Genomic DNA, 23,843 nt, shown 5'->3' with positions numbered 1-23,843 from the left:
GTTAGGCGGCTTGGGTGAACTTGTTGGCTTCGTTGCCCCATACGTCCCAATGCTCGCGGGGTTCGCGCGCGAACAACTCCGCACCGCGCGTGCCGGGCACCATCGCCTCAAGCATCGCGTGCGCGTTGTCGGGCTTGCGGGAGTGCTTGCGCTGGCGTGCCTCGATCAGATTGCGGGTGCGCGCGCAGATCTTCTTGTCCCAGCGCGGCGCACCGTTGACGGCGATCAGAAATGGGTCACAGGCGTTGCGCAGCACGTACCCGGTGTTGAACGCGGTCTTGCCGCGCGCGGTCGTCTTGCGCCAGGAGCCGCCGGTCACGTAGCGGAATCCCCAAACGCGCACGCATTGGATCGCGAAATCGAGACGCGGCCACGTCGCCCATACAAACAGCACGCAATCCGGCGTGGCGTGGTGGCCGACCGGCAGGCTCAGAATTTCCCTGTCGGGCATGCAGTCGTATTGCGCGCTCGCATTCTTGTGCTCGCCCTTCTTGCTCCAATTTTCGTATTGCCACGGCGGATCGATCAGGATGCGGCCGTAGCTGAACAACGGCAGGCCCTCGAACGGGCGGTTGGAAAGGACGACGAGCCCGCTCATCGCTTGGCCTTCCGCTTGCGCTGGATCTTCGTCGCCAGCACCGCGTGCTGGTCGTGATGCGCGGGTCGGGCGTTTGCGAGCTTGAAGCCTTTGGGCAGCTTCGTGACGACACCGCGCGGCACGCGATGCACGATCATCACGTCGCCCTCGCGCATCCTCTCGGCCTTGCGATGGCGCGCGATCATCACCGACAGCGCCTTGGCCGAACACCCGAAGCGCTCGGCGATCTGCGCGTTCGTCACGCCCTGCGCTTTCAATCGCAACGCGCGCGGAACATCGATCGGACTGCGCCGGACGTTCATCACGCGACCTCCCGCTTGTGCAGCGGCGCGCCGATCACGGTCAGGATCAAATCCGCGACCTCGGGAATGTGCTGGGCGAGGCGCAGGGCCGGTTCCAGCGTCGGCAGGTTGCGCCCGGCGATCCAGTTCTCGACCGAGCGCTGATCGCACCCGGCCCACACCGCGAGTTGCGGCTTGCCGTAGCGATCGGCGGCCGATGCGAGAACGCCGAGGAATTCGGCCTGCCACGAACCGGCGGCGTAGCGCGCATCGACAGCGCCACCCGCGATGGGCAGCAGCATTTCGCGCTGGCGAAGATCGCGATGTCCTGTCTTGCGTCTCATTTCGTCGTTCCTTTCGAAACTTTGCCGGAGCGATGCGGTGACGAAGGCGTGGGCAAGCAACCCGCGATCAGGTGCGGGCGTTGACGATCAATCGGTGGATTTCGTTGAGCACGCGCGACGGGTCCTCGCCGCTGTCGCCGGTCGAGGCGTCCAGCCATTCGAGAACCTTCGCGCGCAGTTCCGGGTATTGCCGCGCCAGCATGATGAAATGCGGCACTTGCGGCAGGTGTAGGCCTTCCTGCCAATTCGCGGCGGAACGCGGGGTCGCCGCCGTCTTGAACGCGATCACCTTCGCGGGTTCGCGCGCCAGCAGGCGCGGAATCATGTCGCGAAGATCCTGTTCGATGGCGACGGCGGCGACCATCAGCCGACCGCCTTTGCCGAAAGTTTCGGGATTTTTGCCGTTTCTTTCACGCATCGCGCCGCTCCATGCTTCGAGGCATGGAGAGGGGTGCGATGGAAAGTGGTGGGACGAAGGGACTGGGAAAGACACAAGGCTCGGCCGAGAAGGCCGTCGATCCGGCGATTGAGCGCGTCACCTTGCCGGGCTTGCGCTTGATAGCCGTTAACGAGAAGCCGGCCGCGAAGTCGCGAGGGACCAACGGGCTGGAACCCGTCGGCCTCGCGATTTGGCGCGCCGCGAACCGGCTGCGGCCGCGCTAGGGCGCCATGTTGCGGCGCTGCGGCCGGACCGGATAGGCTGGCCGGGACGCAACCGGGGGATTCGCAATGCGAAAAATCGCGCTCGCCACCGCTCTGCTGCTGGCGGCCTGCCAGACCGCCACGCCGCAGCGCAACGACGGACCCGTGACGGTCGACGGGCTGACGTTCCGAATGGAGAGCCCGCAGCGTCGGGCCTACGAGCGAATCTTGAACGAGACGCGGGGCTGCGAGGAGCGCAACCGCCCCTTGTTCAAGGCCCGCAGCGAGGCCGAGTTGACCAGCGTTTGCCGCTGCATCGATCGGGAGTTTGCCGACCGTCTGCCCGAGGAATTCATTCGGCGTCACGCGAACGAATTGCTGGGGCGCCCGGAGCCCATCACGGCCCGCGAGCGCAGCAACCTCATTGCCCGCGCCACTTCCGCGACGGCCGACGCTTACGAGGCGTGCGGTTGGCGGTATCCGTGAGGTCACGCCGCCTCCGACTTCGCCGGGGGCGGGAAGATGTCGGGGCGCAGTTCGTGCGGGGGGATGTTGGTCAGCTGCGCCATTTGGCCCACGCGCTCGGCGGGCACGTAGGACCACTGATAGACAGCCTGCGGCTTCACGCCCAGCGCAGCGGCGGCCTTGTGGGCGCCACCGGCGGCCGCGACGGCACGGCGCTTCGCCTCGATCAAGCGCGGATCGCGTTTGGTGGCGGGTGTGGTTTCGGGGTGCGTCGCGTTGACCATGTCGAGGAATGTAAAGCATTGCTTTGCAAAAGGTCAAGTACTGCTTTGTTTACCGCGTGAAGCAATGCTTTCACCTTGTCAACATGGCTAAATCATTGAGCATTACGCTGCCCAACCGGCTTCGTTTGGCGCGCGAAGAGGCGGGCATGACGCAACAGGCGGTCGCGGATCGGTTTGGGATCGACAAGAACTCGATTTCCAACTGGGAGCGCGACCCGAAGCCGGATGCGCGAAAGCCCGCGCGCCCCGATATCGAAAAGCTGCCGATGCTGGCGCATTTGTATGGGAAAACGATCGACGAGCTCTTAACCGGCAAGGCGCCGGTCCGGCCATTACCGCCGGTTCCCATCGTCGGCTATGTCGGTGCCGGGGCCGAGATTTTCCCGATCGACGACCACGCCAAGGGCGGCGGTCATGACGAGGCGCCCCCATTTCCCGGCCAGGAAGGCCCGGCCGTCGCGGTGTGGGTGCGCGGCGATTCCATGCTGCCGCAGATCGAGGATGGCTGGGTTCTGTACTACAGTCGCGATCGCGAGGGTGTGCCCGGCGCCTGCGTGGGCAGGCTCTGCGTCGTTCAGGTGCAGGACGGCCCGATGCTGGTGAAGAAGCTCGAGCCCGGCAAGCGCAAGGGCCTGTGGCGCTTGGTCAGCTACAACGCCAGCCCGCGCGAAGACGTGAAGCTGGATTGGGCCGCCCGCGTGCTGGCGATCGTGCCTTAGCGCCCCGCGCGCCGCTCGATCTCGTCGAACGCCCGGCGGCTTGTCGGGATGTTTAGTTCGACGTGCAGGGCGCGCAGCTCGGCCCGCGCCTCAAGAACGCCGGAAACGTCGAATTCCCAATCCCGGCCGCCCGCGATCGGCCCTACGCGCAGGAGTGCCGCCGTCGCGCCAGCCAGGATTTCGCGGGCCTGCCTCGTCTCCGCGCTGGGGGCCGCCGTGCAGATCCCGCCTCCGGCATCGCACACCGCGTAGGTCACCACCGCGTGCTTGGCGATTCGCAAGTGGAACTCCGGGCGCTTGGGCGGGAGGATCGGAATGGCCGGTATTATGCGTAGCCCAGGCTCCGGCTCGCCCTCGATCCAAAGAATGACCGGGCCCATGCCCTCGAATTCCCCCGCTCGCAGCGTTGGCGTGGCGAGCATTAAGCATTTGGCCGCGTCGGTCATGCCGTCAATGTTGCATGTGATGGACCACGCGCCGACGGTTTTGCGGATTTGGCGATTTTGACCATTCGCCACCAAGCATGGGGCAAGCAAAGCCGCGACTAGTCCGATTATCACGGCGCGCATTCGCAATCCCTCCATGCAACCCAAACGCTAGCGACTGAAAACATTAGCAAAAGGCGGCGCTCGCCCGAAAGCAAAGCAATGCTTGACAACTAGCAAAGCAATGCTTTACTTTCCCCCCACAGCCCAATCACGGGCACCCGCTGACACGGGAGGGGATATGAGCCAGGCCAGCCAGAAAATCATCCGCACGCCGAGCAAAGCGCATGGCGGCATCACGCCCGACGAAAAGCGCCGCATGGACGAGCACGCGAAGCTTTGGATTTCGCGCGCCATGCGCACCGACCCGATCGAGCCCGACAAGATCATCCCGGCGATCAAGGGCATGTACGCCGCCGCCGGTCTCAAAACCCCGCGCGTCGTGATCGTGCCGTCGCCGCTGGTGATGGCGTTCGCGTATGGCGCCGCCGCCGCGATCTGGCACGAGAACGCGCCGGGCTTGATGAAGCAAAGCGGACGCGCTGCGAAAGCCACCGGCGCGGCCACCGGCGCGGCCACCTACGCGGCCACCGGCGCGGCCACCGGCGCGGCCACCGACGCGGCCACCCGCGCGGCCACCGGCGCGGCCACCTACGCGGCCACCGACGCGGCCACCCGCGCGGCCACCGACGCGGCCACCGGCGCGGCCACCCGCGCGGCCACCGGCGCGGCCACCGACGCGGCCACCCGCGCGGCCACCTACGCGGCCACCGGCGCGGCCACCGGCGCGGCCACCGACGCGGCCACCCGCGCGGCCACCGGCGCGGCCACCCGCGCGGCCACCGGCGCGGCCACCTACGCGGCCACCGGCGCGGCCACCGGCGCGGCCACCGACGCGGCCACCGGCGCGGCCACCGGCGCGGCCACCTACGCGGCCACCCGCGCGGCCACCGACGCGGCCACCGGCGCGGCCACCGGCGAAAGCCCCATGCCCGGCAATGCGATCGACCTGCACGATTTCGCCGCGGCGCGAGCGTGCTTCGATCTCGCTGGCAAACTCGGCATCGCCTGCGCGAAGCGCTGGGCCGCCGTCTACCAGGGCGGCAACATGTGGGCCTATTACGACTGCTATCTGTCGGCGGCGCGCGACATTCTCGGCCTGCGCCTCAAGGAACACGACGCCTACGCGCATTGGGAACGGGCCGCGATCCACGGCGGCTTCCGCGTCATGCATCCCGAGTTCTGCATGGTGTCGGACTTTCCCGAAGTCCTGAAAGTCGATGCCGAAAATCGCCCTCATTGCGAAACCGGCCCATCGCATCGCTGGCGCGACGGCTGGTCGCTCTATCACTGGCACGGCGTGCGTATTCCCGGCGACTGGATCGAGGATCGCGCGTCGCTCACGCCCGAGAAGGCGCTGACCTGGGCCAATGTCGAGCAGCGCCGCGCCGCCTGCGAAATCCTCGGCTGGAATTCGATCCTGACGGCGCTGTCCGCCAAGACGATCGACCGCGACGAAGATCCGGAAATCGGCACGCTGATCGAGGTCGATCTACCGGGCTCGGGCCGCGAGAAATTCCTCCAGGTCCGCTGCGGCACGGGGCGCGAGTTCGCGTTGCCGGTCCCGCCCGCCATGAAAACCGCGCTTCAAGCCAATGCCTGGACGTTCGGCTTCGACGACGCCCGTCAATTCCTCAAACCCGAGATTCGCACCTGAAAGGAAAAATCATGAAGAAGTTCAACGAAGTCTGCGCGCAAGGCGACATCTACATCCGCAAGATCGCGGCGCTGCCCAAGGGGACGGTCGAGGTGCCGCGCGAGAACGGCAAGTTGATCGTCACGCATTCGGAAACCGGCCATCATCACGTGATGGAAGGCGAGGCGGTGACGCTGCGCCGGCTGCCCGACAGCATCATGGATTGCTTCGTCGTCGTGGGCGGCGAGGGCGGCACGCTCGAGCATCTGCGCCCGAACGACACGCACGAGACGATCAAGTTCGAGCCCGGCGTGTACCACGTGCGCCGCCAGCGCGAGTACACGCCCGAAGGCTGGCGCCGGGTCGAGGACTGATCCGATGGGCACGCTCCGCACCGAAGCCACGCTGCGCTACGGCGACGACGGCGAAGCTGAATTCGACCTGGAGGTCGAGTACGGCGACGGCCGGATCTACGCCGCAACCGGCTGGCGGACGAAATTGGACGGGTTGAAGCGCAAGCACGTCCGCGTGGGCGAGCCCATCGACTTTCTGCCGCTGATCGCGCGCGAAGTGCTGATGGAGCAGGTCGCGCGCGAGAACGCGGCGCTGATCCAGTCCACCAAGGACATGTACACGGACGGGCGCCGGGAGGACGCGGCGTGATCCGCCGCCTGTGGTCCCGCCTCACGCTGTGGCGTCGTGCGCGCGCGAATCTCGCGCGTCGCCGGGAAGCGATGCGCACCGGCCGGCCGATAGGTGCGCTGTGAGCAATCTTTTGCACAGGCTCGAATCTGTGATCGTGCATCGCGCCGGTCGAGAGACGGACTTCCTGGCTGACTGCGCTGCGATCAACGAGGCCGTCGAACTCTTGATCGAGTGCGAGCGGGTGTTTGGCGATCTGCTGACGTTTGATCGCGTTGAGCGCCCGGCATTCCGCAGCAAGCCGCTGGGCGCGCCAAACAGCACCGTCCGCATCGCCCAAGACAAGCTTATCGCGTTGGAAGATGCGGCGAGCGCCACCCTGGCGAAGTTGCGGTGACGCCATGACCTCCATCATCTGCCTCATCGCGGCTTGTCTGATCGCCGAGGGAACGGCCACGCGCTGCGACCGCGAACCCGGATCGATGGTCATCATCGAGCGCCCGATCACCTGGCGCGACACCGCCGACATGACCGGCACGCGGCTCCATTCGCGCGAGCAGCAGGCGTGCGCGCGGATCGTCATCGAGACGCCGTTCCCCGCGAATCATCGCCTCGTCACGTTCGGGGTTGAGCGGCGCAACATCCAGCAGGCGAGGGGAGAATGAGCGATGCGCGCCCCATCGATGCGCCGCAACCCGGCTTCTGGATGGTCCGCCTCGTGAAGGGCGGCCCGGAAGTGCCCGCGCGGATCTATCGCCACGTCACGGCGCGCGAGCCCGGCAACGAAACGAACGCCATGGAGCGTTCGCCGTTTCTCGCCGCCGAAATCGCGGGCGAGACCGTCGCGCTCGACGATGTTTGGTTGCGCACCGGCCGGCCGATCGACGAGGCCGAATACAGATTTCAGATCGCCGACCACGCGCATGCCCGCGAATGGCGCCCGCGCGATGCCAAAGCCCAACCCCGCCGCGCCATCGACCTGATGGCAACGGCACTCCCGTTCTAACTCGAAAGGAAATCCAATGGCCGAACCTGCTTACAACCTGTCGAACAATCCGCCCGACCCCATCGCCGATCTGCGCGACCGGCTGGCGGAATCCAACAAGCCGCTGCTGGACCGGGCCGCCGAGTTGCAGGCCGCCGCCAGCCGCATGCCGGAAATCACCGACGACAATTCGGCGGGCAAGGTCGCGGATTTCGTGAAGCTCGTTTCGGCGGCGATCAAGAATGCCGAAGCGTGCCGCGTCGATGCGAAAGAGCCGTTCCTGGCGAGCGGGCGCATCGTCGATACGTTCTTCAAGACCAGCGTCGTCGATCCGCTGGGTGCGCTGAAGATCGCAACCGAGCGCAAGCTGACCGCGTACCTGCAAGCCAAGGAAGCCGAACGCCGACGGGCCGCCGAGGAAGAGGCGCGCCGGGTCCGCGAGGAAGCCGAGGCCCGCGCGCGCGCCGCCCAGGAAGCCGAAGCGCGGGGCGCCACGCACGAAGCTGCCGCCGCGATGGACGCGGCCGTGGCGAAAGAGGCCGAGGCCGAAAGTGCGGCCGAGCAAGCCGCCGCGAGGCCCGCGGAACTCAGCCGCACGCGCGGCGAGATCGGATCGGTCGCCAGCTTGCGCCAGGTCTGGAAAGGCGAAATCGCGTCGCGCCAGGATTTGGATCTCGAAGCACTGCGCCCGTATCTGCCGATCGCCGCCCTCGAAACTGCGCTCAACGGTTTCGTCAAAGCGGGCGGGCGCGAGTTGCGCGGGGCGCGCATCTATCAACACACCAGCGCCGCCGTGCGCTGATCGGAGTGCATCATGACCGACACCCAAAACCAAACCGCCGGAACCGCGCTCGCGACGATTTCGCCGCCACGCCTGCCCTATCCCAAGGGCCTCGAAGAGCGTTTCGGCGTTGACCGCGCATCATGGAAGGCGCTGGTCGAAGCCGTGTTTCCCGCCGCCAAGACGCCGGACTCCGTCGTGCTGGCGCTCTCCTATTGCAAGGCCCGTCGCCTCGATCCCTTTAAGCGGGTCGTGCATATCGTGCCGATCTGGGATTCGGAAAGCAGCTCCATGAAGGAAACGGTTTGGCCGGGCATAGCCGAGCATCGCACGACGGCATTTCGGACGAAGGCTTACGCGGGCGCCGATGCCGCGACGTTCGGCGAAACGATCGAGCGCACGTTCGAGGGCAAGACCAAGAAGGGCGAAGTCAAGGCGACGGTGCGCTTTCCCGAATGGTGTCAACTCACGGTCTATCGCCTGATCGACGGCCAGCGCGTGCCGGTGCCGGGGCCGCGCGTCTATTGGTTGGAAACCTACTCGCGCATGGGACGGACCGAGGTGCCCAACGATATGTGGCAGAAGCGGCCGAACGGGCAGATCGAGAAATGCGCCGAAGCCGCCGCGCTGCGCCGGGCTTTCCCTGAAGAACTCGGAGACGAAGCTGTTGTCGAGGAAGCGGGTGCGTTTGATCACGCGCCGATGAAAGACGTGACGCCGCCGCCCGCGCCGACCCGCGAACAATTCGTGGCGCCCGAGCCCGCACCCGAGCCGACCGAGGCGGACGAGCGCGAGGCCGATCGGCTGACGCAGCGCTATGCGGAGACGGGCGACACGAGCGGCGTCGAACCGCAAGACGAGCCGGACCCCGACGCGCTACCGCCCTGGCCGCCGCAACCGACCTACAAGGCGGTCAAGGAAATCGCCGATCAGATCACCGATCCCGAAACGCTCACGGCCTGGGCGCTGGCGAACGAACCGAACATCGCGCGGCTCGCGAAGATCCAGCAGGCCAACGCGCGCGGTGCCATCGCCGATCGGCGTGCGGAGTTGGAGGCCGTCCCGGAATGAAATCGACCGGCCCCGCCGATCCCGGCGGCGCTGGCGACGGCTGACCGGGCGGCCCGTCGCGCTGTTGTCAGCGGCGCGGCAAAGCGAGGCGGCGGTTTTTCCCTCCCTGTACCGCCGCATAGACCCCGGACCCTTTCTCGAACCCAGGTGCCCCATGTCCAAATCGAACGTCATCAAGTTCCCCGAGATTCGCCGCCCCGTCGTCGTGCCGCATCCCTCGTCGAAGGAAATGCGCCGCCTCAAGCTCATGGTCGCGCGCGCGAAGGCCGGACTGCGGCGCGACAAATGCGTCACGTTCGGCCAGTTCCGCGCGCTGGTCGCGACCGGCAACGAAAGGGATGCGTGATGAAGGGCGCGCACCCGATCCCGGACGAAGCGGCCCAGCGCGTCGTCGCCTATGTCGGCACGACCGGCAGCGGCAAGACCTACACCGCCAAGGGCACGGCAGAGCGATTTCTGTCCGCCGGCGCGCGCGTCTGCGTGCTCGACCCGACCGGCGCATGGTGGGGCCTCAAATCCAACGCGGCCGGGAATGCCGCCGGGTTCTCCGTCGTGGTGTTCGGTGGGGATCATGCCGACGTGCCGATCGACGACACGACCGGCGCGGCGCTCGGCGACTTGATCGCCAAGAGCAACCTTCAATGCGTGGTCGATGTTTCGGCCATGACAATGGGCGGGCGCGTGCGGTTCGTGACCGCGTTCCTCGAAGCGCTTTACGCGCATAACCGCCAACCCCTTTATCTGATCCTCGACGAAGCCGACATGTTCGCGCCGCAGCGTCCGCTTCCCGACCAGACCGTCATGCTCAATCGCGTCGAACAGATCGTCCGGCGCGGGCGCATCAAGGGGTTTCGTCCGTGGCTGATTTCCCAGCGGCCGGCCGTGCTGCACAAGGACGTTCTCTCGCAAGCCGGGACGCTCGTCGCAATGAAGCTGACGGCGCCGCAGGATCGCGACGCTATCGGCGCTTGGATCGAAGGGCAGGCGGATCGCGACCAGGGCAAGAAGCTGCTTGCCGATCTGCCGCGCCTTAAGACCGGCGAGGGCTATGTATGGAGCCCGGCCGCCGGGCTGCTTGAGCGCGTCAAGTTCCCGGCCATCAAGACATTCGACAGCTCGCGCACGCCCGACGATGACGACGAGGTTGTGGAGCCGACACGCCTTGCCGAGGTCGATTTGACCGACATTCGCGCGCGGCTGTCACAGGTCCAGGCGAAGGCGGCGGATGCCGACCCGAAGGCGCTGCGGAAGAGGATCGCCGATCTCGAGGCGAAGCTCGCCCAGGCCGCGCCCAATCCAGCGATGATGGTGGCCGAGCATGCTCGGGGCGTTGCGGAGGGAATCGCTCAAGGCCGATTGCAAATGGCGAGCGAGTTTGGCGCGTCGATCGAAGCGGTGGTGCGCCAGTTTCGCGCGGCCACGCCGACGACCCCGACGCCGGCGCCCCGGCCGCTGCCCGTGGCTAATCACGCGCCAATTCAAACCCCGGTGGCCCAGGCCGCCAAGGGTGGCGCCGAAATGCGCATCCTTCGCGTGCTGGCCCAGCGCCATCCCGCGCGCTTCACTATCGCGCAATGGGCCACGCTCGCCGGCATGAAGAAATCCGGCGGCACTTGGAATACCTACGTCTCTCGCCTGCGCACCGCCGGCTATATCGACCAGAGCAACGGCATGGTTTGCGCGACGGCCGCCGGCCTTGCCGCAGCGGGATCGATGCCCGCGCAGCCGCAGACCGCCGCCGAGATCCAAGCGATGTGGCGCGAATCGCTCGGCGCCGCCGTCGGCCGAATGCTCGACAGGGTTCTCGAGGCGTATCCGAACCCGATCGATCGCACGTCGCTTGCCGAAGCGCTCGGCATGGCGGCGAGCGGCGGCACCTTCAACACGTATCTGTCGCGGCTCCGCTCGAACGGGCTCGTGACCTCCGATGGCCGCGGGGTTCTCGCGGCGGACATTCTCTTTGGAGGCGCCAATGGCTGACGTGACGCTCAAGCCGTGCCCGTTTTGCGGGGGCGAAAGTCTCAATCAGTTCTGGCACATGATGGGCACGGACGACGGCATGGTTCGTGTCGATAAAATTCAGTGCATGACCTGTCACGCGGAAAGCTCGAAAGCAGGCTGGAACACCCGACCGGCGCCGAGCCCGAGCGCCGTGGAGGCGGTGGATGCGCTGATCGCCGCACAGCACGTTACCGACCACGAATGGGTAAACGGCGGCTTGGAACGCGCCAACGAAGCTCGCGCCGCCGTCCTCGCCCGCCTGCGCGGCGCGGCGGTGCCGGAGTGGCGCGATATCAAGACTGCGCCGAAGGATGGGACGCCGATCATCTATCTGGATGCGCGCGACTGCATCGGCGAAGCGTTCTGGCAAGACAAAGACGAGCACGAGCCTGCGTGGTGGGACGAGGCCAACACTGAAACCGTCGCGCCTCTTTACTGGATGCCGCGCGCGGCAACGCCCAAGCCCGCCGCCCCGAAGCCGGAGGGCGGGTGATGCTAAATCCCGTTCGGCCCGACCCACGAGAAGAACGTCGGGCGCCGTCGGCACGACGGGCATTTGAACGGGCCCGCGTGTTTGGGTTGGGGCGCGTCCGGCCCGAATTGCGCGATCAACGCGGCCAGCGGAATAGACAGCGCCTTGGCGCAGGGCGCGCATCGGATCTCAACGCCGCGCGCGTCGCTGTTCTCGACCAGATCGCGCAACATGTCCGGCCGCTTGGCGTAGATGTCGAAGCCCAATGCCATGGCGGGACCGTAGCGCCGACCATGAACGCCGCAAGAACAAACCGACAGGCCACAATCCGTTGCGTTTCGGCGCCGCGCGTGACCGCAGCATGTGGGGGTGGGGAATGAAGGCGAGAACCGACAATCCGTTCGCCGGGCCGATGACGCGCGCGGACTACGCCGTGCAGCGCCACACGTTCGGCGTCACCATCAAGCGCACCGGCGATGCGATCTACGCCGCGTCGTGCGCCTATTTCAGCCGCCGATCGCGCGTTCGGTTCCGTCGATTTTGGGACACCTCGCCGCGCCACGAATACGGCACGCCGGGGCAGGTCGCGCATCGCGCTCGGCACATCAAGCGGCCGAAGATGGTGAGGGTGGGATGACCCGCCCCACGCTCGCCGAGATCCAGGGCCTGCCGCTCGACCGGCTTCCGTGGCCGCTGACCCTGGTTGAAGCGGCGGCACGGCTGCATGTTTCCGAGCGGAAGCTGCGCGATATCCTGGCCGAGCGCCCGCACTTCACGAAATTGGGGCGTGCCATTACCATCAGCGCCGCCCAATTCGCCCGATTGGAGTCTCAGCCATGCCCGCGCTCAAGCTCGTCCAGCGACCCGGCTCTGCGGTTTGGTACCTCCGCGGCTCTGTCGGAGGCCGCCGTCTGTTCGAAACTACGGGAGAAATTGAGCGCGGCAAGGCGGAAGTCGTCCGCCAGAAGCGGGAAGCGGAACTATTTGAAGCGCGAATCTCAGGTGGCCGCGCCCGTGATCGCGTTTCCTTCGAGCGGGCGGCGCTGAGCTATATCGAGGACGGCGCCGATACGCGGTCCGACGCCACGCTGTTCTACATCGAACGCCTTGAGGGCTATTTCGCGGGCTGGCAGATCGAGCATATCGATCAAGCCGCCGTCGACGAGGCCGTGCGCCAGCTCGTCGGCACCGATGCCGCCCCCGCAACGAAGAACCGAGGCGTGATCGGCCCACTGTCAGCGATCCTCAATCACGCGGCCCGGCGCGGATGGTGCGATGCCCCGAAATTCGAACGCAAGACCGAGCCCCGGCCGGTCACGCGCTTTCTGCTGCCAGAGCAAGCGTTGATGCTGGAATCGGCGGCGGCCCCGCATTTGCGTCCGCTGATCCGTTTCGCGTTCTGCACGGGGGCGCGGGCGGGCGAGATGATGGATTTGCAATGGGAGACGGTCGATCTCGCGGCGGCGCGCGCGGCGTTCGTCGACACGAAGAATGGCAGCGATCGCGCGGCGAGCCTTCCGCCGGCGGCCGTGGCGGTGTTGGCGGCACTGCGTCATCGCAATGGCGCCGTGTTCCGGCGCGACGACGGCGAGCCCTATGTCGATCGCGAGCGCCAGGAAGGCGGGCAGTTCAAGCGCGCGTTCGCGACCGCGTGCCGCAAGGCCAAGATCGAGGAATTCACGCCGCACGACATGCGCCACACCTGGGCGACGTGGTTCTATGGACTGAGCAAGGATCTGTTGCTGCTCAAGGCCGAGGGCGGTTGGCGGACGCTTTCGATGGTCGAGCGCTATGCCCACCTGATGCCGACCGATGCGCTGCCGATGATCTCGAGCGTATGGGGTGCGAGCCATCCGCGCTTGGGCCTGTTGCCTGTCGAGACTGGTGCAAATCTGGTGCAGTCGCCTGCGCTGAAATCCGTAGCGAATTGATCTAGCGACGCAATTCGGAACAAGGCCACCGCCTTGACATGGTAGGGGTCACAGGTTCAATCCCTGTAGCGCCCACCATCCGGACCTCCTGAAAAATCAGGCTTTTTCGTCGATCTTCACGCCCGCCGGGCGTGGGGCCGAAAAGGCCGTTTTTGCCCCGTTTTGCCCCTTCGTTCCCGGGGTTTCCCGCATTTCCCGCAGGTACACTTGGCCTCAGGATTGATGTCGGACAATTGGCGGCGTGCGGTCAGCGCCTCCTTGACGACGCTAAAGTAAAATTCGTGTTTGCTGATCAGAACCACGACTTCGCGTTGACTGATTGGGCGACATTAGGGGGCAGCCCACTAGAGGCAACTCTATTCACAGAGTGAGGCAACCCAGACGCAGCAGATATTGCCGTATCAAGCTCGCTATTGCGGCGAAGCCGCAGATTGATGGACTGCCGACTGGAAGCATCGACGCGAACCGCTTCGGACCGGCCTGCCCTTTCTGTTCTTTGGAGAGTTATTGTGCCCAGCGTGTAACGCCGGGTATTGGGCTAACCTTGTCGCACACGAAGCCGACACTATACCTCGCCCGGGTTGCAGCGACGTATAGCTTTGAGGCTACTTTCTCGATCTTGGAATAGTCTCCGGTGCCGAGCCAGTCCTTGCCTGCCTTGTGGGGGAAGATGAGCACCCGGTCGAACGTCAGCCCCTTCGATTCGCCAAAATTCATCGGGTTCATGGAGTCACATTCTTTGGTTTGACGGCTTAGGCGCAGCACCTGAGGCTGAAACCTTTCCCGATAAGCCTCGACTTCTTTAGCGCCAACTAAAAATACGCCATCATGGCCCGTCACAACCTTATTGCGGGAAACAGTAGCCTCGTCTTTGGGGAAAAACCGGTCAGCAAAATCTGCAATTTCTTGGTTGCAGCGGTGGGTTTCCGTGAGGAACTTCAATGTGGCAAGATTCTTCTTGTTCCATAACTTGAATTTATCAATTATTTTATAATCTTGGAATTGCCTATTCTTAGGCGAAGGATTGGTCCGGTAGGTCGCTTGCCGATGATCTCCGATCAGGGTCACATTGATTCCTGCACGCAGAATCTTTTCGACCAACTCCAAGTCCCAGCCCGCTAGATCTTGAACTTCGTCAATATAGATGCGGCCAAATCGCTCAGCTAGCCGCTTCATTACAGCGCCTTTCATCGCATCGTCGCACTCGCAGGCAAGTTGCGAAACTTTATCTGAATAGACGTATCCACGCTTATCGCAGAAGAAGATATCGGCTTTGGCTCGTGCGATGCCAATTGCAGACTTTGCATTAGTAAAATGAAATCCGGCCACAGGCTGGGTGAGGATGGCGCTCATATATGGCCGAACGCAATCACGCAGTAGGAACGTGTACCACGTCATAACAGATACACCCGGAGGGATGGCGCGCGCCCGGTCGTAAAATCTACGGGAAATCTCGTCGGTATTGTTGATCGTATAAGTCACAAGCGCACAGCGCTCAGCCGCTGCCAACGCGCTATCGACAATCGTGGTCGTCTTGCCGCCGCCAGCGGCCGCGATGATGATCTCACTCGATGGCACGCGCAATGTACTCCGGCACCTTCCAGTCAATATCGGTTTCGGCGAACTTCAGTGCGCAATCGGTCTTATTCGCGCCCTTGGTCATCCATTCGATAAGTGCCGCCTCGTCATCAAACTTGCGGCCGATTATTTTCTCCACGATATCGGCCCCATTAGACGCCACAAGTTGCGGCTCTAACGTCTTGCGGCTTTCGTCGTTGCTATAGCAGACGTTGATGTTGTTGAAGTCCTTGAAGGATGAATACTTCTCATTCAGCGCTTTCACATTTCCATCGTTGTCGGTCACGACGGCAACTGGATTGCCTAAAATGGCTGCGATTTCCAAAAACCGTTTGAAGGCTAAAGAGCCAACCTCAATGATGTCTACGCCATCTTCCATGGCGGATTTGCCCTTCAATTTTCTGTAGGAGCGCTGTACGACAAGCTCGTCCGATGGTCCTTCAACCAGAATAGCTTTACGGGCAAGCACAAGCCGCAACGTGTCGTAGCCCGGCAGCTTTTTGAAGTATTTCTGCGTGTCGGCGCTCAAGGCTGTCAGAGGTTTACTTTTGCCACCGTAGAACAAGTGGACGCCTTCGATGCCGAGCTTGTTAAGCACGAAGCTGCTGTGTGTGACGACTAGCACCTGCCGATCACCGCGCCTCGCGTCAATTTGACTTATTAATCGGGCTAGGTTCGTCGGCGATTGGTGACTTTCCGGTTCTTCGATCAGAAAGATGTGCGACGACATCGCTTTTTCCATAGCGATACGTAAGTTTACTGAGTTCTGTTCGCCCTTGCCAACCAGGGGCAGTGGGATGTCATCCAGCATCGGCATGATTCCAGAGTCCCAGCCGCCACGAGCGGTGGTATCCAGAGCGATCGATAAGACTTTATTGGTGATAGGGTCTTTCTTCGCCGAGAGTCCGTCGTTGATTTTCTTGACTCGTGGGTCGCTACCGAAAGCTTCCTTCATCAGGCGGTAGGATAGCCCCACATCGATTTGCTCGGGCCTGTCCAGCGTTTCCTTGACCGCGTTTACGAGATATCGAGTTGCATAGACGTTACCGGAAATCTGACTAGCGTCGATGAGCTTCGGATGAATTTTAACTTCGCGCGGAGAATAGGTATTGCCATCGAAGCCCGTCCAAACCCCACGGTAATATTCGATAGGTACCGTCCGCACCACTGCAGGGTCTTTGATATAGGCTGTGTAATCTGCAGCAAATGATGCCTGGTACTCGACTGCAAGCTTCACACCGTACGCGTCGGCTTTCTCCGAGTTGTTGATGCCCTTGAACTCAGCAAGATCAGCATCGTCACCGAAGAACAACTCAATGCTGAAGCCAGGAGGCGGGGCAGGCTTGCCCGCTTTCAGCGCCTCCACGTATTCCTTGACCACATCGCGGTTCAAAAGGTGCGGATGTAGCTCTTGCGCTAATGACCGCCCGTTGAGCTGTCCGGTCAGTGCTAGGTTGATAGCCTCCAGCAGTGTCGACTTGCCGCACTCATTGTCGCCGACGAGGATGTTCAGCTTCGGGTTCAGCACGACTTCTGAATTGCGCAAGCACCTGTAGTTTTTGATCACTACCTTCCTGATATACATTCGCTCCTCGCCCGGCTATTGCGCTGCCTCGCCTGATTGCCAAAGCAACTGCTTGTTCTATGGTCACACTTAGTCGGTAAATCTCCTCGCGTACTCGTCTAGGCGAACTCCAACTCCTATCTCGGGAATTCGCGACGTTTGGCCAGTCGCGATAGACTTGCGGCTATTTCTTAGGGGTCCTCGCCAACCGTTCCGCCACCGCGTCGGCTGCGCCGCCCAGATAGTCGGGATGGTGATGCGCATAGATCTCAAGGGTACGCGGCTGTGAAAGACCGAGCGCGCCAGCGATATCATGCATATGCTCTCCCGCCTGCGCCGACCATGTCGCAAAGGTGTGCCGCAGGACATGCGCGGTCACGCGATCCCAACCGCGCGTCGGTAACTCGGCCTTCGTGATCGCCCGCGCGAGCGCTCGCTTCACGGAAGCGATCTTCGCGCCGCAATAGTTCACGACATACGGGCAGGGCGGCCGTTTGGCCTTCTCGGCTTCGACCTTCGCCGCTTCGCGCGCCCGAGTCAGCGCGGCGTGCAGCGTCGCATTGATCTTGACGAACGGCCGACGCTTCGCCGTTTGCGGCCGGCCCGGCGGATTGAAATCGATCCGGTTATGGACGAGATCGATTTGTGGCCAGGTCAGATCCAGGATCGCCGCGGTCCGCGCACCAGTGTGCAGGCCAAGTTCTATGAAGAGACGCACATGCCCGTCGGCGGCGTCGAGCAGCGCGTTGGCTTCCTCCGACGAAAGCCAACGCTCGCGTGTCGGCGGCACCGCCGGCAGCGTGACGGTCGGCGCGTTTATCAGTCGCGCCTCGCGCACGGCGAGCTGGAGGGCGGCCTGCAGCGTGGTCAACTCACGGCGCAGCGTGCCGGGCTTGATCGGTGCGGGCGACGTGCGGCGCAAGCGTCGCGCATTGGCGTCGGCACGAAAGCGCGGATAGCCGACGGTGCAGGCCGCCTGCGTCACCGCGCTGACCGACTGCGTTCCGAAATATCCGACCAGATGCGTGACGTGCACCGCGGCGGTCGCGGCACTGGGCGCGCCATCGGGAAATGACTCGAGATAGGTCGCCAGCACATCCGCGATCGCGACATCCGCTTGCGCGCGCGGTGCCGCACCCAGCGCGTCGTTGCGCCGGTCGGCCGGTTTGCCGTCGGCCGCTATGTGCGCCGCGAGCGCCGCTTCAGCTTGTCGGCGATCGCGAGTGCGCGTGCTACGGCGGCGGTCTCGGGTGCCATCGTGCCAGCAGATGTACCAGGTGCCGCCTTCGGTGAGCTGCGTGAGGCGAGCGGGTTCGACGGGACGCGACATGCGAGTACCTCCTCGATAGCCCAAACCGGGATGCGAATCCTGCCGCCGAAGGGCAACCGGGGCAAGTCGCCGTTGCGGACCAGCTTGCGCGTTTTCTTGGGCGTATAGCCGAGAACTCGCGCGGCGGTCGCAACGTCATAGGTTGCCGTCTCTCCCCTTTCGGGATGGGGGACGGAACCGGCCGACGACGGGACGAAAGCGTCCCGCCGATGATGCCGATCGCAGGACCCGGCGCAGGGCGACGCGCCCGGGCGACCCGCGCCGCGTTCTTCGCGGTCGGGTGCCGGGGGCGGGGTGCCCTTGCCGAAATTGTCGTCCTGGTGCGACATCGACAAGAGTATCCACGCAGCGACTTAAAAACGGCCGTCGTGCCAACTCAGTCGATTTCCCGGTTTTTCGAAGCGCCGGTAAAATCACTATATTTCAATATGTTAAATGATATCGAAGCCTACGCGTGACATCATCGCCCGCGATCGCGTTCCCGGCTTCGCGTCGTGTAGAGCGCCGCGATCTGTGCTTTCGGAGATTGCGCGCCCGCCACGGGTAGCGGGGCGGGCGGTGCCGAAGCGTGAGGGGCCAACGTGGCTTTTGCGACCGCCGGCACAGGCTTGCTGACGACGGCGGATCGCTGCGTTTGGGGCGCTTCGCTAGGCTGCGTCTGCGGCCCCGCGCGCACGCCGGGCGTCGTCGGCGCGGGAGGTGTTGGCGGTGTCGGGTCCGGACGCCGACCCCAGAAACCGCGCACCGCGTCGAACGCGTTTCGTGCCTTATCTATCCATCCGCCTCCCGTCGAGGGTGGCGATACAGGCACCGTCGGCGACGGCTCGACGGATGCCGCTGCCGCGCGCGTGTCGGTGCGCTGCGTCTTCGCGGTTGGCTCGCTTCTTACATGTGCACAGGTCGGCTGATCGCGGTTGATCGCGCTTCCGGTCGCCGGCGATGGCGCGGTGGGCACTGGCGTGACCCGCTCGATCGGCGCCGGGTGGAATCGCGCGAGCGCCTGTCGATGTATCTTCTCGAGATGTGCCGTGTTGGAAAGGTAGCGCCACTCGATCGGGTCATGTGGCTTCACTTCGTAGGCTTTGCGTAGCAGCGTGCTGAAGCTCACGGGTCGATCGGGACGCGCGATCACGCCCTCGGGTTTCGGCTGGCGCCGCGCGTTGAGAAGCTGGAGAACCCGCACGTCCGACCGGAGCTTTGCGCGCGCATCGGCGATCTCTTGGAACGCTGCGCGTAGGCTGGGATCGTCACCGTAGACATCGGCGCGTCGGCCGTCGGCGGCGACGCGAAGGAGGCCTCTAGGACTTTCGATTTCGATCGATTGTCCGCGCTGTCTGGCTTGGGCTGCCAGGCCATGCCGCGAGATGATCGCTTTCACTGTCTCAGCGCCGAGGTTCAAAGTCGTGATCGATATCAGCGATCGGACAACCTTGTTCCAGAATCGGACATCGTAAGACGCGCCGCGTAACCATTCTTCGTCGCGTTCGCGTGGGTACTCGACCTGCCAGCCCTGATTCGTCGAATGCCGGAGACGCAGTTCGATATCGTCGCCGATCGTGATTGTCGCGACGCCTTGCTTGACATGAACGACCCGGACCATCTTGCCGTCGACGCCCTTACGCGGCACCCAAGGGCGCTTCAAGCGTTCGGCGATTTCCCGAAAGACCCATTCGGAGTCGACTTCGTCGAGCCGCCGATGTTTGTTCTCGCCATCGGCAAGCGCGGGCGGCGTCGCATCGGCTTGGCGACGGGCCATTTCATCGCGCCGCATTTCCGCTTCGAACTCCGCCAGTGCCACGAGAGCGGCCGCGACGCTTTCACCGGCACGCGTAAAACGCCGGAGGAAGTCGCCCGCTTCGAATTCTCGGACGAGGGCCGCGTCCTCGGCACTCACTTGAGCCGTAGATTGATCTTCGTTGAGTTGATCGAGGAAGCGTCCGCAAGATTCGACCGCGCGGCGTGCGGCGTCGATTCGACCGAAGCAGACGCCACGGATCATGCGAGCTCCGGTATCCCGCTCCTCAAGTAGGTCGAATTTCTCGGTCGCGCGCGCGATCGACTCACGATCCCGCACGTAACACCGGATCGCGCTTTCGATCGTGTCAAACAACAACGGCGGGACCGGTCGGGGCGCCGTGCCTTGGCCGCGGCGCAATAAGGCGGATTTCGCGGGCCCGAGATGAACGCTCGGCGCGTGTGTCAGCCCGATCTCGGCGGCGCGGCCTGGGAAGAAAATGCGATTCACTTCCGTGCCATCGCGACGAGCCGCTTCCGCGCAGACGTCGTTGACGATGTCCGCGAACTGGCGACGAAGATATGTGATCCACTCAGATCCCTGTGTCTTGCGGTCCTTGGTCGGCGCGAATGTCCATCCAGCCTCATCGTCTGTATTGCCCGGCTTGGTCAAAAACGGCCGCGTGCCGGCGACCAAATGCATGTGGTAGTTCCGATCGTCACCATGGCGGTCGGGAAGGTGCGCGGCGGCGAACCAAGGGAGGTTTCGTTCGCCGAACACGCGCCCGAAGCGCTCGATGATCGCCCGGCGATCTGATGCTCGGATCCAATGAGGAAGTTCGACAATCAGCCGATCTTGAACCCGCGCATCGCGACGCGTTTCTTCCTCCACGGCCGCTTGCCAGAAAGCCTTGGTCGCATCCGGCGACAGGCCGATATTGCCGGCAATGATCGGGCCGTGTTCGTCCCGCTCGATCTCCTCGGCGCGCTTGGAATATCCACCGGATCTTTCGATGTAGCGCTGGTGCTTCAACGCCCGTGAAAGTGCCCGCTTATCCGGATCGATCTCGCGGCCGAGATGGGCGACCGCCTTGGCAAAATCCGACGACAAAGTTTGGCCAATCGGTGTCCGCAGAAACGCGTGGCCGGTGGGCAGAGACCACATGCGCGTCGAGCGATGGCGTTTTGCCTCCGGAACGGATTTGAGGTGCCGGACTTCTCGGCGACTTGGCCAAAGAGCTATGCGATGTCCTCGACGAACGTCGCGCGGGATTTGCGGCGCCGGCTTCTTCGAAGTCGAGCTCATCCGCAGATGGAAAGTGGAGGCTTTGGTAGCCGTTGGAGTGACACCAATCGATAGCGCGCGATAGCCGCATTCGGTTGTCGGCGCGACGATTCGCGCAGGCCGCGGCCGCGCTGCCGACCAATTGAATCTGACCATGGGGCCGCGCGGGCCATTCATGAGCGCGCGGATCGCGCGCAATTCCTCGCTCTCGTCGAGCCGTCCCGCGCGCGGCCAACCGTCATTTATCAGGTCATCGAGGCTCATTTTCTCGTCTCCAAACGTCGATTCCGCGTTGCCTGGCTCAGGCAATGCGTAATTGCGCCGTTGCCGCCGGTCCCCGTCGGCAACGGAGGCGTGCGGCCGCTTGCGCGGCCGCCTGCCGGTTGTGCGCGCGGGCGCCCGACTTTGCCGGGCGCCACGCACGCGGCCAGTTTGGATCCGACACCCTTAAAACCATCAGCGATCGGCCGCCGCGACGGGGGGCATAGGCGGGCGTCGAGACGTTTTCGGCGGGGCGACGCCCCGTTTTAAGGGGGTGGCCCGACAATGATTTCCATGACCTTGCCGGTCGTCGGCACGGCTCAAACACGGAGATCAAGATGTCTGAGAAAATCGAGTTGAATCAGCCCCCTGAGAATGCCGCGCCAGAGACTTCGGAGAACGGGGCCGCCAACCGGCGGCCGGCGAAAAAGCGGCCGCAATCCGCCCCGGGCGAAGGAGCGCCCGGGTTGCCCGCCGGGCCAAGCGTGGACGGTTCGGCCGCGCCGGCCTCCGATCTGGCGGGAGTGCCTGCCGTGTCGGCGTCGGCGCGGCAGGTGGCCGAGTTCCGGCTGGACGACGTGGAACTCCCGCCGAAATCGGAGGCGGAGCTACGCCAAATCGGAAAAGCCAACGAACTGGTGGGTGAGCGTGCGACGCTTGACGCGAAGGTCAAGGAGATGGCGGCCAAGTTACGGGATTTGCGCCGCCAGCATCGGAAGACGATCAATGACGTCGAGACGCAAAATCGTATCGTGACGGCGACTGGGTTCGCAGAGGCTGTACCAAGCGATTTGCGTCAGCGCGGGTTCAACGAAGATCGCATCAAACGCTTGCTGACGATGATCGCGCGGACCCCGCTAACGCCGGACGGGGTTGCCGCGCTGATTGCGCCATACATGGTGAAGTGACGCCGTCGGTTAACCTCAAGAAATGGGGAGGGTAGCCGATGAGAATTCGGACCATTCATCCCACGGCGCGCGCACCGCCACATTAGACGCAGTAGCCATGGCCAATCAGCGTAATCGCAAAATGGCTAATCGGTAGCAAGTCACAGGTTCTATCATTGCAGTAATAATCTGTTGGACCATCGAAGTGCTTGCAGGGCTCTTATCGCAAGTTGCCGATCAATGCGCCGCTTTGCTGTTATCCGGGAAAGGTCGCTACGCGTCGCAATATCCAAGAATGCGTCCGCCCGAAGGCGTCGCGAAGAACCGTTTCGAGCGCTTCGGCCGACAACGCTTCGACTCGCCGCGCAAGATCCGTGAATTCGCCTGATCGCGTGACGACATGTAGTGCGCGATCGAGTGCCGGACCGGGAAGGGGACGAATAGCAACGTCCGCCAATTCTGCGCGTCCCTGGAGGATACATAGCGGTGTCGTAACCGCCCATCCAAGCCCTTCACCGACGGCTGAACACACGGAGCCAGACGAATCAAGTTCGAGGCGTTGTGGCGCATCGACGCGATTGCGTGCCAAATGGGCCTCAATTGTGCGGCCGATGATTGAGCGAGCAGTGTAGCGCACGAACGGCATGCGCGCGGCGAGCTCCTTCAAGCTCAACTTCTCATGCGATTTTGCCTGCGCCGCCGGAAGGATTAGAACAAAAGGCTCGAGGAGAACGCGACGGCGTTCGACACCGACAACATCCTCCATGGGATCGCTTGTGACGACCATGTCGAGTTCACGCCGTCGAAGGCCTTGTGCAAGCTCCGGCGTCAACCCTGTCCAGATACGGACATCTTCCGAAAGGCCCTGTAGCGCTCTGGCGAGCGTGGCGATCGCCGCGGTTACCGATACGATCAGACCGATGCGCAAGCTGGGAAAGGTTTCGCGCGTCACCCGACGTAAACCGTTGCGAAGGCTCTCCATTTCGACAAAGATTCGCTGCCCATGCCGATGTGCGATCCGGCCGGCGCTGGTCGGGCGGATCGGACGCAATGTGCGATCTAGCAGCTCCACACCGAGATCCCGCTCGAGCAGTCGAACCGCGCGCGAGACTCCAGGCTGCGTCATATGCAGGCGCCGCGCAGCAGCGGTAAAGCTGCCCTCATCGACCACAGCTACGAATACTTCGAGCGCGTGCGCGTCTGGCAGAGGAAGCCTACCGCGAGGTCGCTTACGATGCGAGGACGTCATCATTATACCAGTTATGTAATAATTCTCATGTGTTTTGATTATGCTATGCGTTCTCGGTTGCGTCTACGGACATTGAGGCAAAGACTTCGGGGATCAAACAAAGCCCGATTACGGGCGTATGATCGTGGGAGATCGCTCATGCAGCTCGCCGACCTCAAAGCGGTGAACGTCAACGACCTGCCGTGGCAGGAAACGCGCTTTGCCGACAACGTCATCAAAGTCTTGAGTTTTCGTGACGGCGTCCTTTTCGAGATCCAGAAGTTCGAACCGGACTCATACACGTTTCCGCATAAGCACGGCTTCCGGCAGCTTCGCTACATTCTGGAAGGCGAGATGATCGTCAACGGAAAGACATACGGCCCCGGCACGCTGATCGACTTTCCCGAGAAGGAAATTTACGAGGTTCATTCGCCGAAAGGCGGCCAGTGGATCGTCGTCCAACTCGCTGGTACGACGACAGGCGAAGTCCCCGTCGACCCGACAGGGCTTCAATACGGCAAAGCGCCGACGCGCGACGATATCGAGAAGAAACGGGCTGCCAAGGCCTGAACCGCAATC

The 23,843-nt window shown here is 63.7% G+C and carries 29 protein-coding genes; 17 read left to right on the top strand and 12 right to left on the bottom strand.

Annotated features, from left to right (window positions below):
• Nucleotide 1: 1 nt before the first annotated feature.
• From J0H39_13870 to J0H39_13855, 4 genes are all read right to left on the bottom strand, one after another.
• A complete protein-coding gene (locus tag J0H39_13870) occupies nt 2-598 on the bottom strand; it encodes a hypothetical protein (GenBank protein ID MBN9497839.1) in 597 nt (198 codons plus the stop codon).
• A complete protein-coding gene (locus J0H39_13865) occupies nt 595-900 on the bottom strand; it encodes a hypothetical protein (protein ID MBN9497838.1) in 306 nt (101 codons plus the stop codon). The genes J0H39_13870 and J0H39_13865 overlap by 4 nt, the downstream gene beginning before the upstream one ends.
• Nucleotides 900-1,223, bottom strand: a complete 324-nt coding sequence (locus tag J0H39_13860; GenBank protein MBN9497837.1) for a hypothetical protein — start codon at nt 1,221-1,223, stop codon at nt 900-902. The genes J0H39_13865 and J0H39_13860 overlap by 1 nt, the downstream gene beginning before the upstream one ends.
• Nucleotides 1,224-1,290: 67 nt before the next feature.
• Nucleotides 1,291-1,641: a hypothetical protein gene (locus J0H39_13855; GenBank protein MBN9497836.1), complete on the bottom strand. Its 351-nt coding sequence runs from the start codon at nt 1,639-1,641 to the stop codon at nt 1,291-1,293.
• A gap of 311 nt (nt 1,642-1,952) precedes the next feature.
• On the opposite strand from J0H39_13855, the gene J0H39_13850 reads away from it, so the two are divergent.
• Nucleotides 1,953-2,351 carry a hypothetical protein gene (locus tag J0H39_13850; protein MBN9497835.1) on the top strand — a complete coding sequence of 133 codons (399 nt, stop codon included), beginning with the start codon at nt 1,953-1,955 and terminating at the stop codon, nt 2,349-2,351.
• Between the two features lie 2 nt (nt 2,352-2,353).
• Here J0H39_13850 and J0H39_13845 read toward each other — a convergent pair whose 3' ends face one another.
• The gene (locus tag J0H39_13845; protein MBN9497834.1) at nt 2,354-2,614 is read right to left on the bottom strand and encodes a helix-turn-helix domain-containing protein; all 261 of its coding nucleotides are present in this window, start codon (nt 2,612-2,614) and stop codon (nt 2,354-2,356) included.
• A gap of 95 nt (nt 2,615-2,709) precedes the next feature.
• Between J0H39_13845 and J0H39_13840 the strand changes: the two genes are divergently transcribed.
• Nucleotides 2,710-3,333 (top strand): helix-turn-helix domain-containing protein, encoded by a 624-nt coding sequence (locus J0H39_13840; protein MBN9497833.1) that lies wholly within the window; start codon nt 2,710-2,712, stop codon nt 3,331-3,333.
• Here J0H39_13840 and J0H39_13835 read toward each other — a convergent pair.
• Nucleotides 3,330-3,902 (bottom strand): hypothetical protein, encoded by a 573-nt coding sequence (locus J0H39_13835; protein MBN9497832.1) that lies wholly within the window; start codon nt 3,900-3,902, stop codon nt 3,330-3,332. The two genes, J0H39_13840 and J0H39_13835, sit on opposite strands and share 4 nt — an antisense overlap.
• 157 nt (nt 3,903-4,059) lie before the next feature.
• Here J0H39_13835 and J0H39_13830 point away from each other — a divergent pair, with 157 nt between their 5' ends.
• From J0H39_13830 to J0H39_13780, 11 genes are all read left to right on the top strand, one after another.
• The gene (locus J0H39_13830; GenBank protein MBN9497831.1) at nt 4,060-5,535 is read left to right on the top strand and encodes a hypothetical protein; all 1,476 of its coding nucleotides are present in this window, start codon (nt 4,060-4,062) and stop codon (nt 5,533-5,535) included.
• A gap of 11 nt (nt 5,536-5,546) precedes the next feature.
• Nucleotides 5,547-5,888: a hypothetical protein gene (locus J0H39_13825; protein MBN9497830.1), complete on the top strand. Its 342-nt coding sequence runs from the start codon at nt 5,547-5,549 to the stop codon at nt 5,886-5,888.
• A gap of 4 nt (nt 5,889-5,892) precedes the next feature.
• A complete protein-coding gene (locus tag J0H39_13820; protein MBN9497829.1) occupies nt 5,893-6,177 on the top strand; it encodes a hypothetical protein in 285 nt (94 codons plus the stop codon).
• Between the two features lie 100 nt (nt 6,178-6,277).
• Complete coding sequence (locus tag J0H39_13815; GenBank protein ID MBN9497828.1) at nt 6,278-6,553, top strand: hypothetical protein; 276 nt, start codon at nt 6,278-6,280, stop codon at nt 6,551-6,553.
• 4 nt (nt 6,554-6,557) lie between these two features.
• Nucleotides 6,558-6,821: a hypothetical protein gene (locus tag J0H39_13810; protein MBN9497827.1), complete on the top strand. Its 264-nt coding sequence runs from the start codon at nt 6,558-6,560 to the stop codon at nt 6,819-6,821.
• Entirely contained in the window at nt 6,818-7,162 is a 345-nt protein-coding gene (locus tag J0H39_13805) for a hypothetical protein (protein MBN9497826.1), read from the top strand. The genes J0H39_13810 and J0H39_13805 overlap by 4 nt, the downstream gene beginning before the upstream one ends.
• 16 nt (nt 7,163-7,178) lie before the next feature.
• A complete protein-coding gene (locus J0H39_13800) occupies nt 7,179-7,943 on the top strand; it encodes a hypothetical protein (protein ID MBN9497825.1) in 765 nt (254 codons plus the stop codon).
• 12 nt (nt 7,944-7,955) lie between these two features.
• Nucleotides 7,956-8,993 carry a phage recombination protein Bet gene (bet, locus tag J0H39_13795; protein MBN9497824.1) on the top strand — a complete coding sequence of 346 codons (1,038 nt, stop codon included), beginning with the start codon at nt 7,956-7,958 and terminating at the stop codon, nt 8,991-8,993.
• A gap of 154 nt (nt 8,994-9,147) precedes the next feature.
• A complete protein-coding gene (locus J0H39_13790; GenBank protein MBN9497823.1) occupies nt 9,148-9,339 on the top strand; it encodes a hypothetical protein in 192 nt (63 codons plus the stop codon).
• Entirely contained in the window at nt 9,339-10,973 is a 1,635-nt protein-coding gene (locus tag J0H39_13785; GenBank protein ID MBN9497822.1) for a DUF853 family protein, read from the top strand. The genes J0H39_13790 and J0H39_13785 overlap by 1 nt, the downstream gene beginning before the upstream one ends.
• Nucleotides 10,966-11,487 carry a hypothetical protein gene (locus J0H39_13780; protein ID MBN9497821.1) on the top strand — a complete coding sequence of 174 codons (522 nt, stop codon included), beginning with the start codon at nt 10,966-10,968 and terminating at the stop codon, nt 11,485-11,487. Before J0H39_13785 ends, J0H39_13780 begins: the two co-directional genes overlap by 8 nt.
• A gap of 2 nt (nt 11,488-11,489) precedes the next feature.
• Here the strand turns inward: J0H39_13780 and J0H39_13775 are convergent, their stop codons facing one another.
• The gene (locus J0H39_13775; protein ID MBN9497820.1) at nt 11,490-11,738 is read right to left on the bottom strand and encodes a hypothetical protein; all 249 of its coding nucleotides are present in this window, start codon (nt 11,736-11,738) and stop codon (nt 11,490-11,492) included.
• Here J0H39_13775 and J0H39_13770 point away from each other — a divergent pair.
• Both J0H39_13770 and J0H39_13765 read left to right on the top strand, forming a co-directional pair.
• Complete coding sequence (locus tag J0H39_13770) at nt 11,732-12,103, top strand: hypothetical protein (protein MBN9497819.1); 372 nt, start codon at nt 11,732-11,734, stop codon at nt 12,101-12,103. The genes J0H39_13775 and J0H39_13770 overlap by 7 nt on opposite strands.
• Nucleotides 12,104-12,302: 199 nt before the next feature.
• The gene (locus tag J0H39_13765; GenBank protein MBN9497818.1) at nt 12,303-13,397 is read left to right on the top strand and encodes a site-specific integrase; all 1,095 of its coding nucleotides are present in this window, start codon (nt 12,303-12,305) and stop codon (nt 13,395-13,397) included.
• Nucleotides 13,398-13,901: 504 nt separating this feature from the next.
• Here the strand turns inward: J0H39_13765 and J0H39_13760 are convergent.
• The 4 genes from J0H39_13760 to J0H39_13745 all read right to left on the bottom strand — a co-directional run bounded on the left by J0H39_13760 (nt 13,902) and on the right by J0H39_13745 (nt 21,152).
• On the bottom strand, nt 13,902-14,975 hold the full coding sequence (locus J0H39_13760; GenBank protein MBN9497817.1) for a UvrD-helicase domain-containing protein: 1,074 nt from the start codon (nt 14,973-14,975) through the stop codon (nt 13,902-13,904).
• Nucleotides 14,962-16,560, bottom strand: coding sequence for an AAA family ATPase (locus J0H39_13755; GenBank protein MBN9497816.1), 1,599 nt, complete (start codon nt 16,558-16,560; stop codon nt 14,962-14,964). The genes J0H39_13760 and J0H39_13755 overlap by 14 nt, the downstream gene beginning before the upstream one ends.
• 163 nt (nt 16,561-16,723) lie before the next feature.
• Nucleotides 16,724-17,869, bottom strand: coding sequence for a site-specific integrase (locus tag J0H39_13750; protein MBN9497815.1), 1,146 nt, complete (start codon nt 17,867-17,869; stop codon nt 16,724-16,726).
• A gap of 460 nt (nt 17,870-18,329) precedes the next feature.
• Complete coding sequence (locus J0H39_13745) at nt 18,330-21,152, bottom strand: MobA/MobL family protein (protein ID MBN9497814.1); 2,823 nt, start codon at nt 21,150-21,152, stop codon at nt 18,330-18,332.
• Between the two features lie 335 nt (nt 21,153-21,487).
• Between J0H39_13745 and J0H39_13740 the strand changes: the two genes are divergently transcribed.
• Nucleotides 21,488-22,057: a hypothetical protein gene (locus J0H39_13740; GenBank protein MBN9497813.1), complete on the top strand. Its 570-nt coding sequence runs from the start codon at nt 21,488-21,490 to the stop codon at nt 22,055-22,057.
• Nucleotides 22,058-22,292: 235 nt separating this feature from the next.
• Here J0H39_13740 and J0H39_13735 read toward each other — a convergent pair whose 3' ends face one another.
• Nucleotides 22,293-23,207: a LysR family transcriptional regulator gene (locus J0H39_13735; protein ID MBN9497812.1), complete on the bottom strand. Its 915-nt coding sequence runs from the start codon at nt 23,205-23,207 to the stop codon at nt 22,293-22,295.
• A 216-nt stretch (nt 23,208-23,423) separates the two neighbouring features.
• Here J0H39_13735 and J0H39_13730 point away from each other — a divergent pair, with 216 nt between their 5' ends.
• Nucleotides 23,424-23,834 carry a hypothetical protein gene (locus J0H39_13730; protein ID MBN9497811.1) on the top strand — a complete coding sequence of 137 codons (411 nt, stop codon included), beginning with the start codon at nt 23,424-23,426 and terminating at the stop codon, nt 23,832-23,834.
• Nucleotides 23,835-23,843: the final 9 nt, after the last annotated feature.

The organism is Alphaproteobacteria bacterium (genome assembly GCA_017308135.1).
GTDB lineage: Bacteria > Pseudomonadota > Alphaproteobacteria > CACIAM-22H2 > CACIAM-22H2 > Tagaea.
Note: the sequence above shows the minus strand (reverse complement) of the source record. Positions and strands in the feature narration are given on the sequence as shown.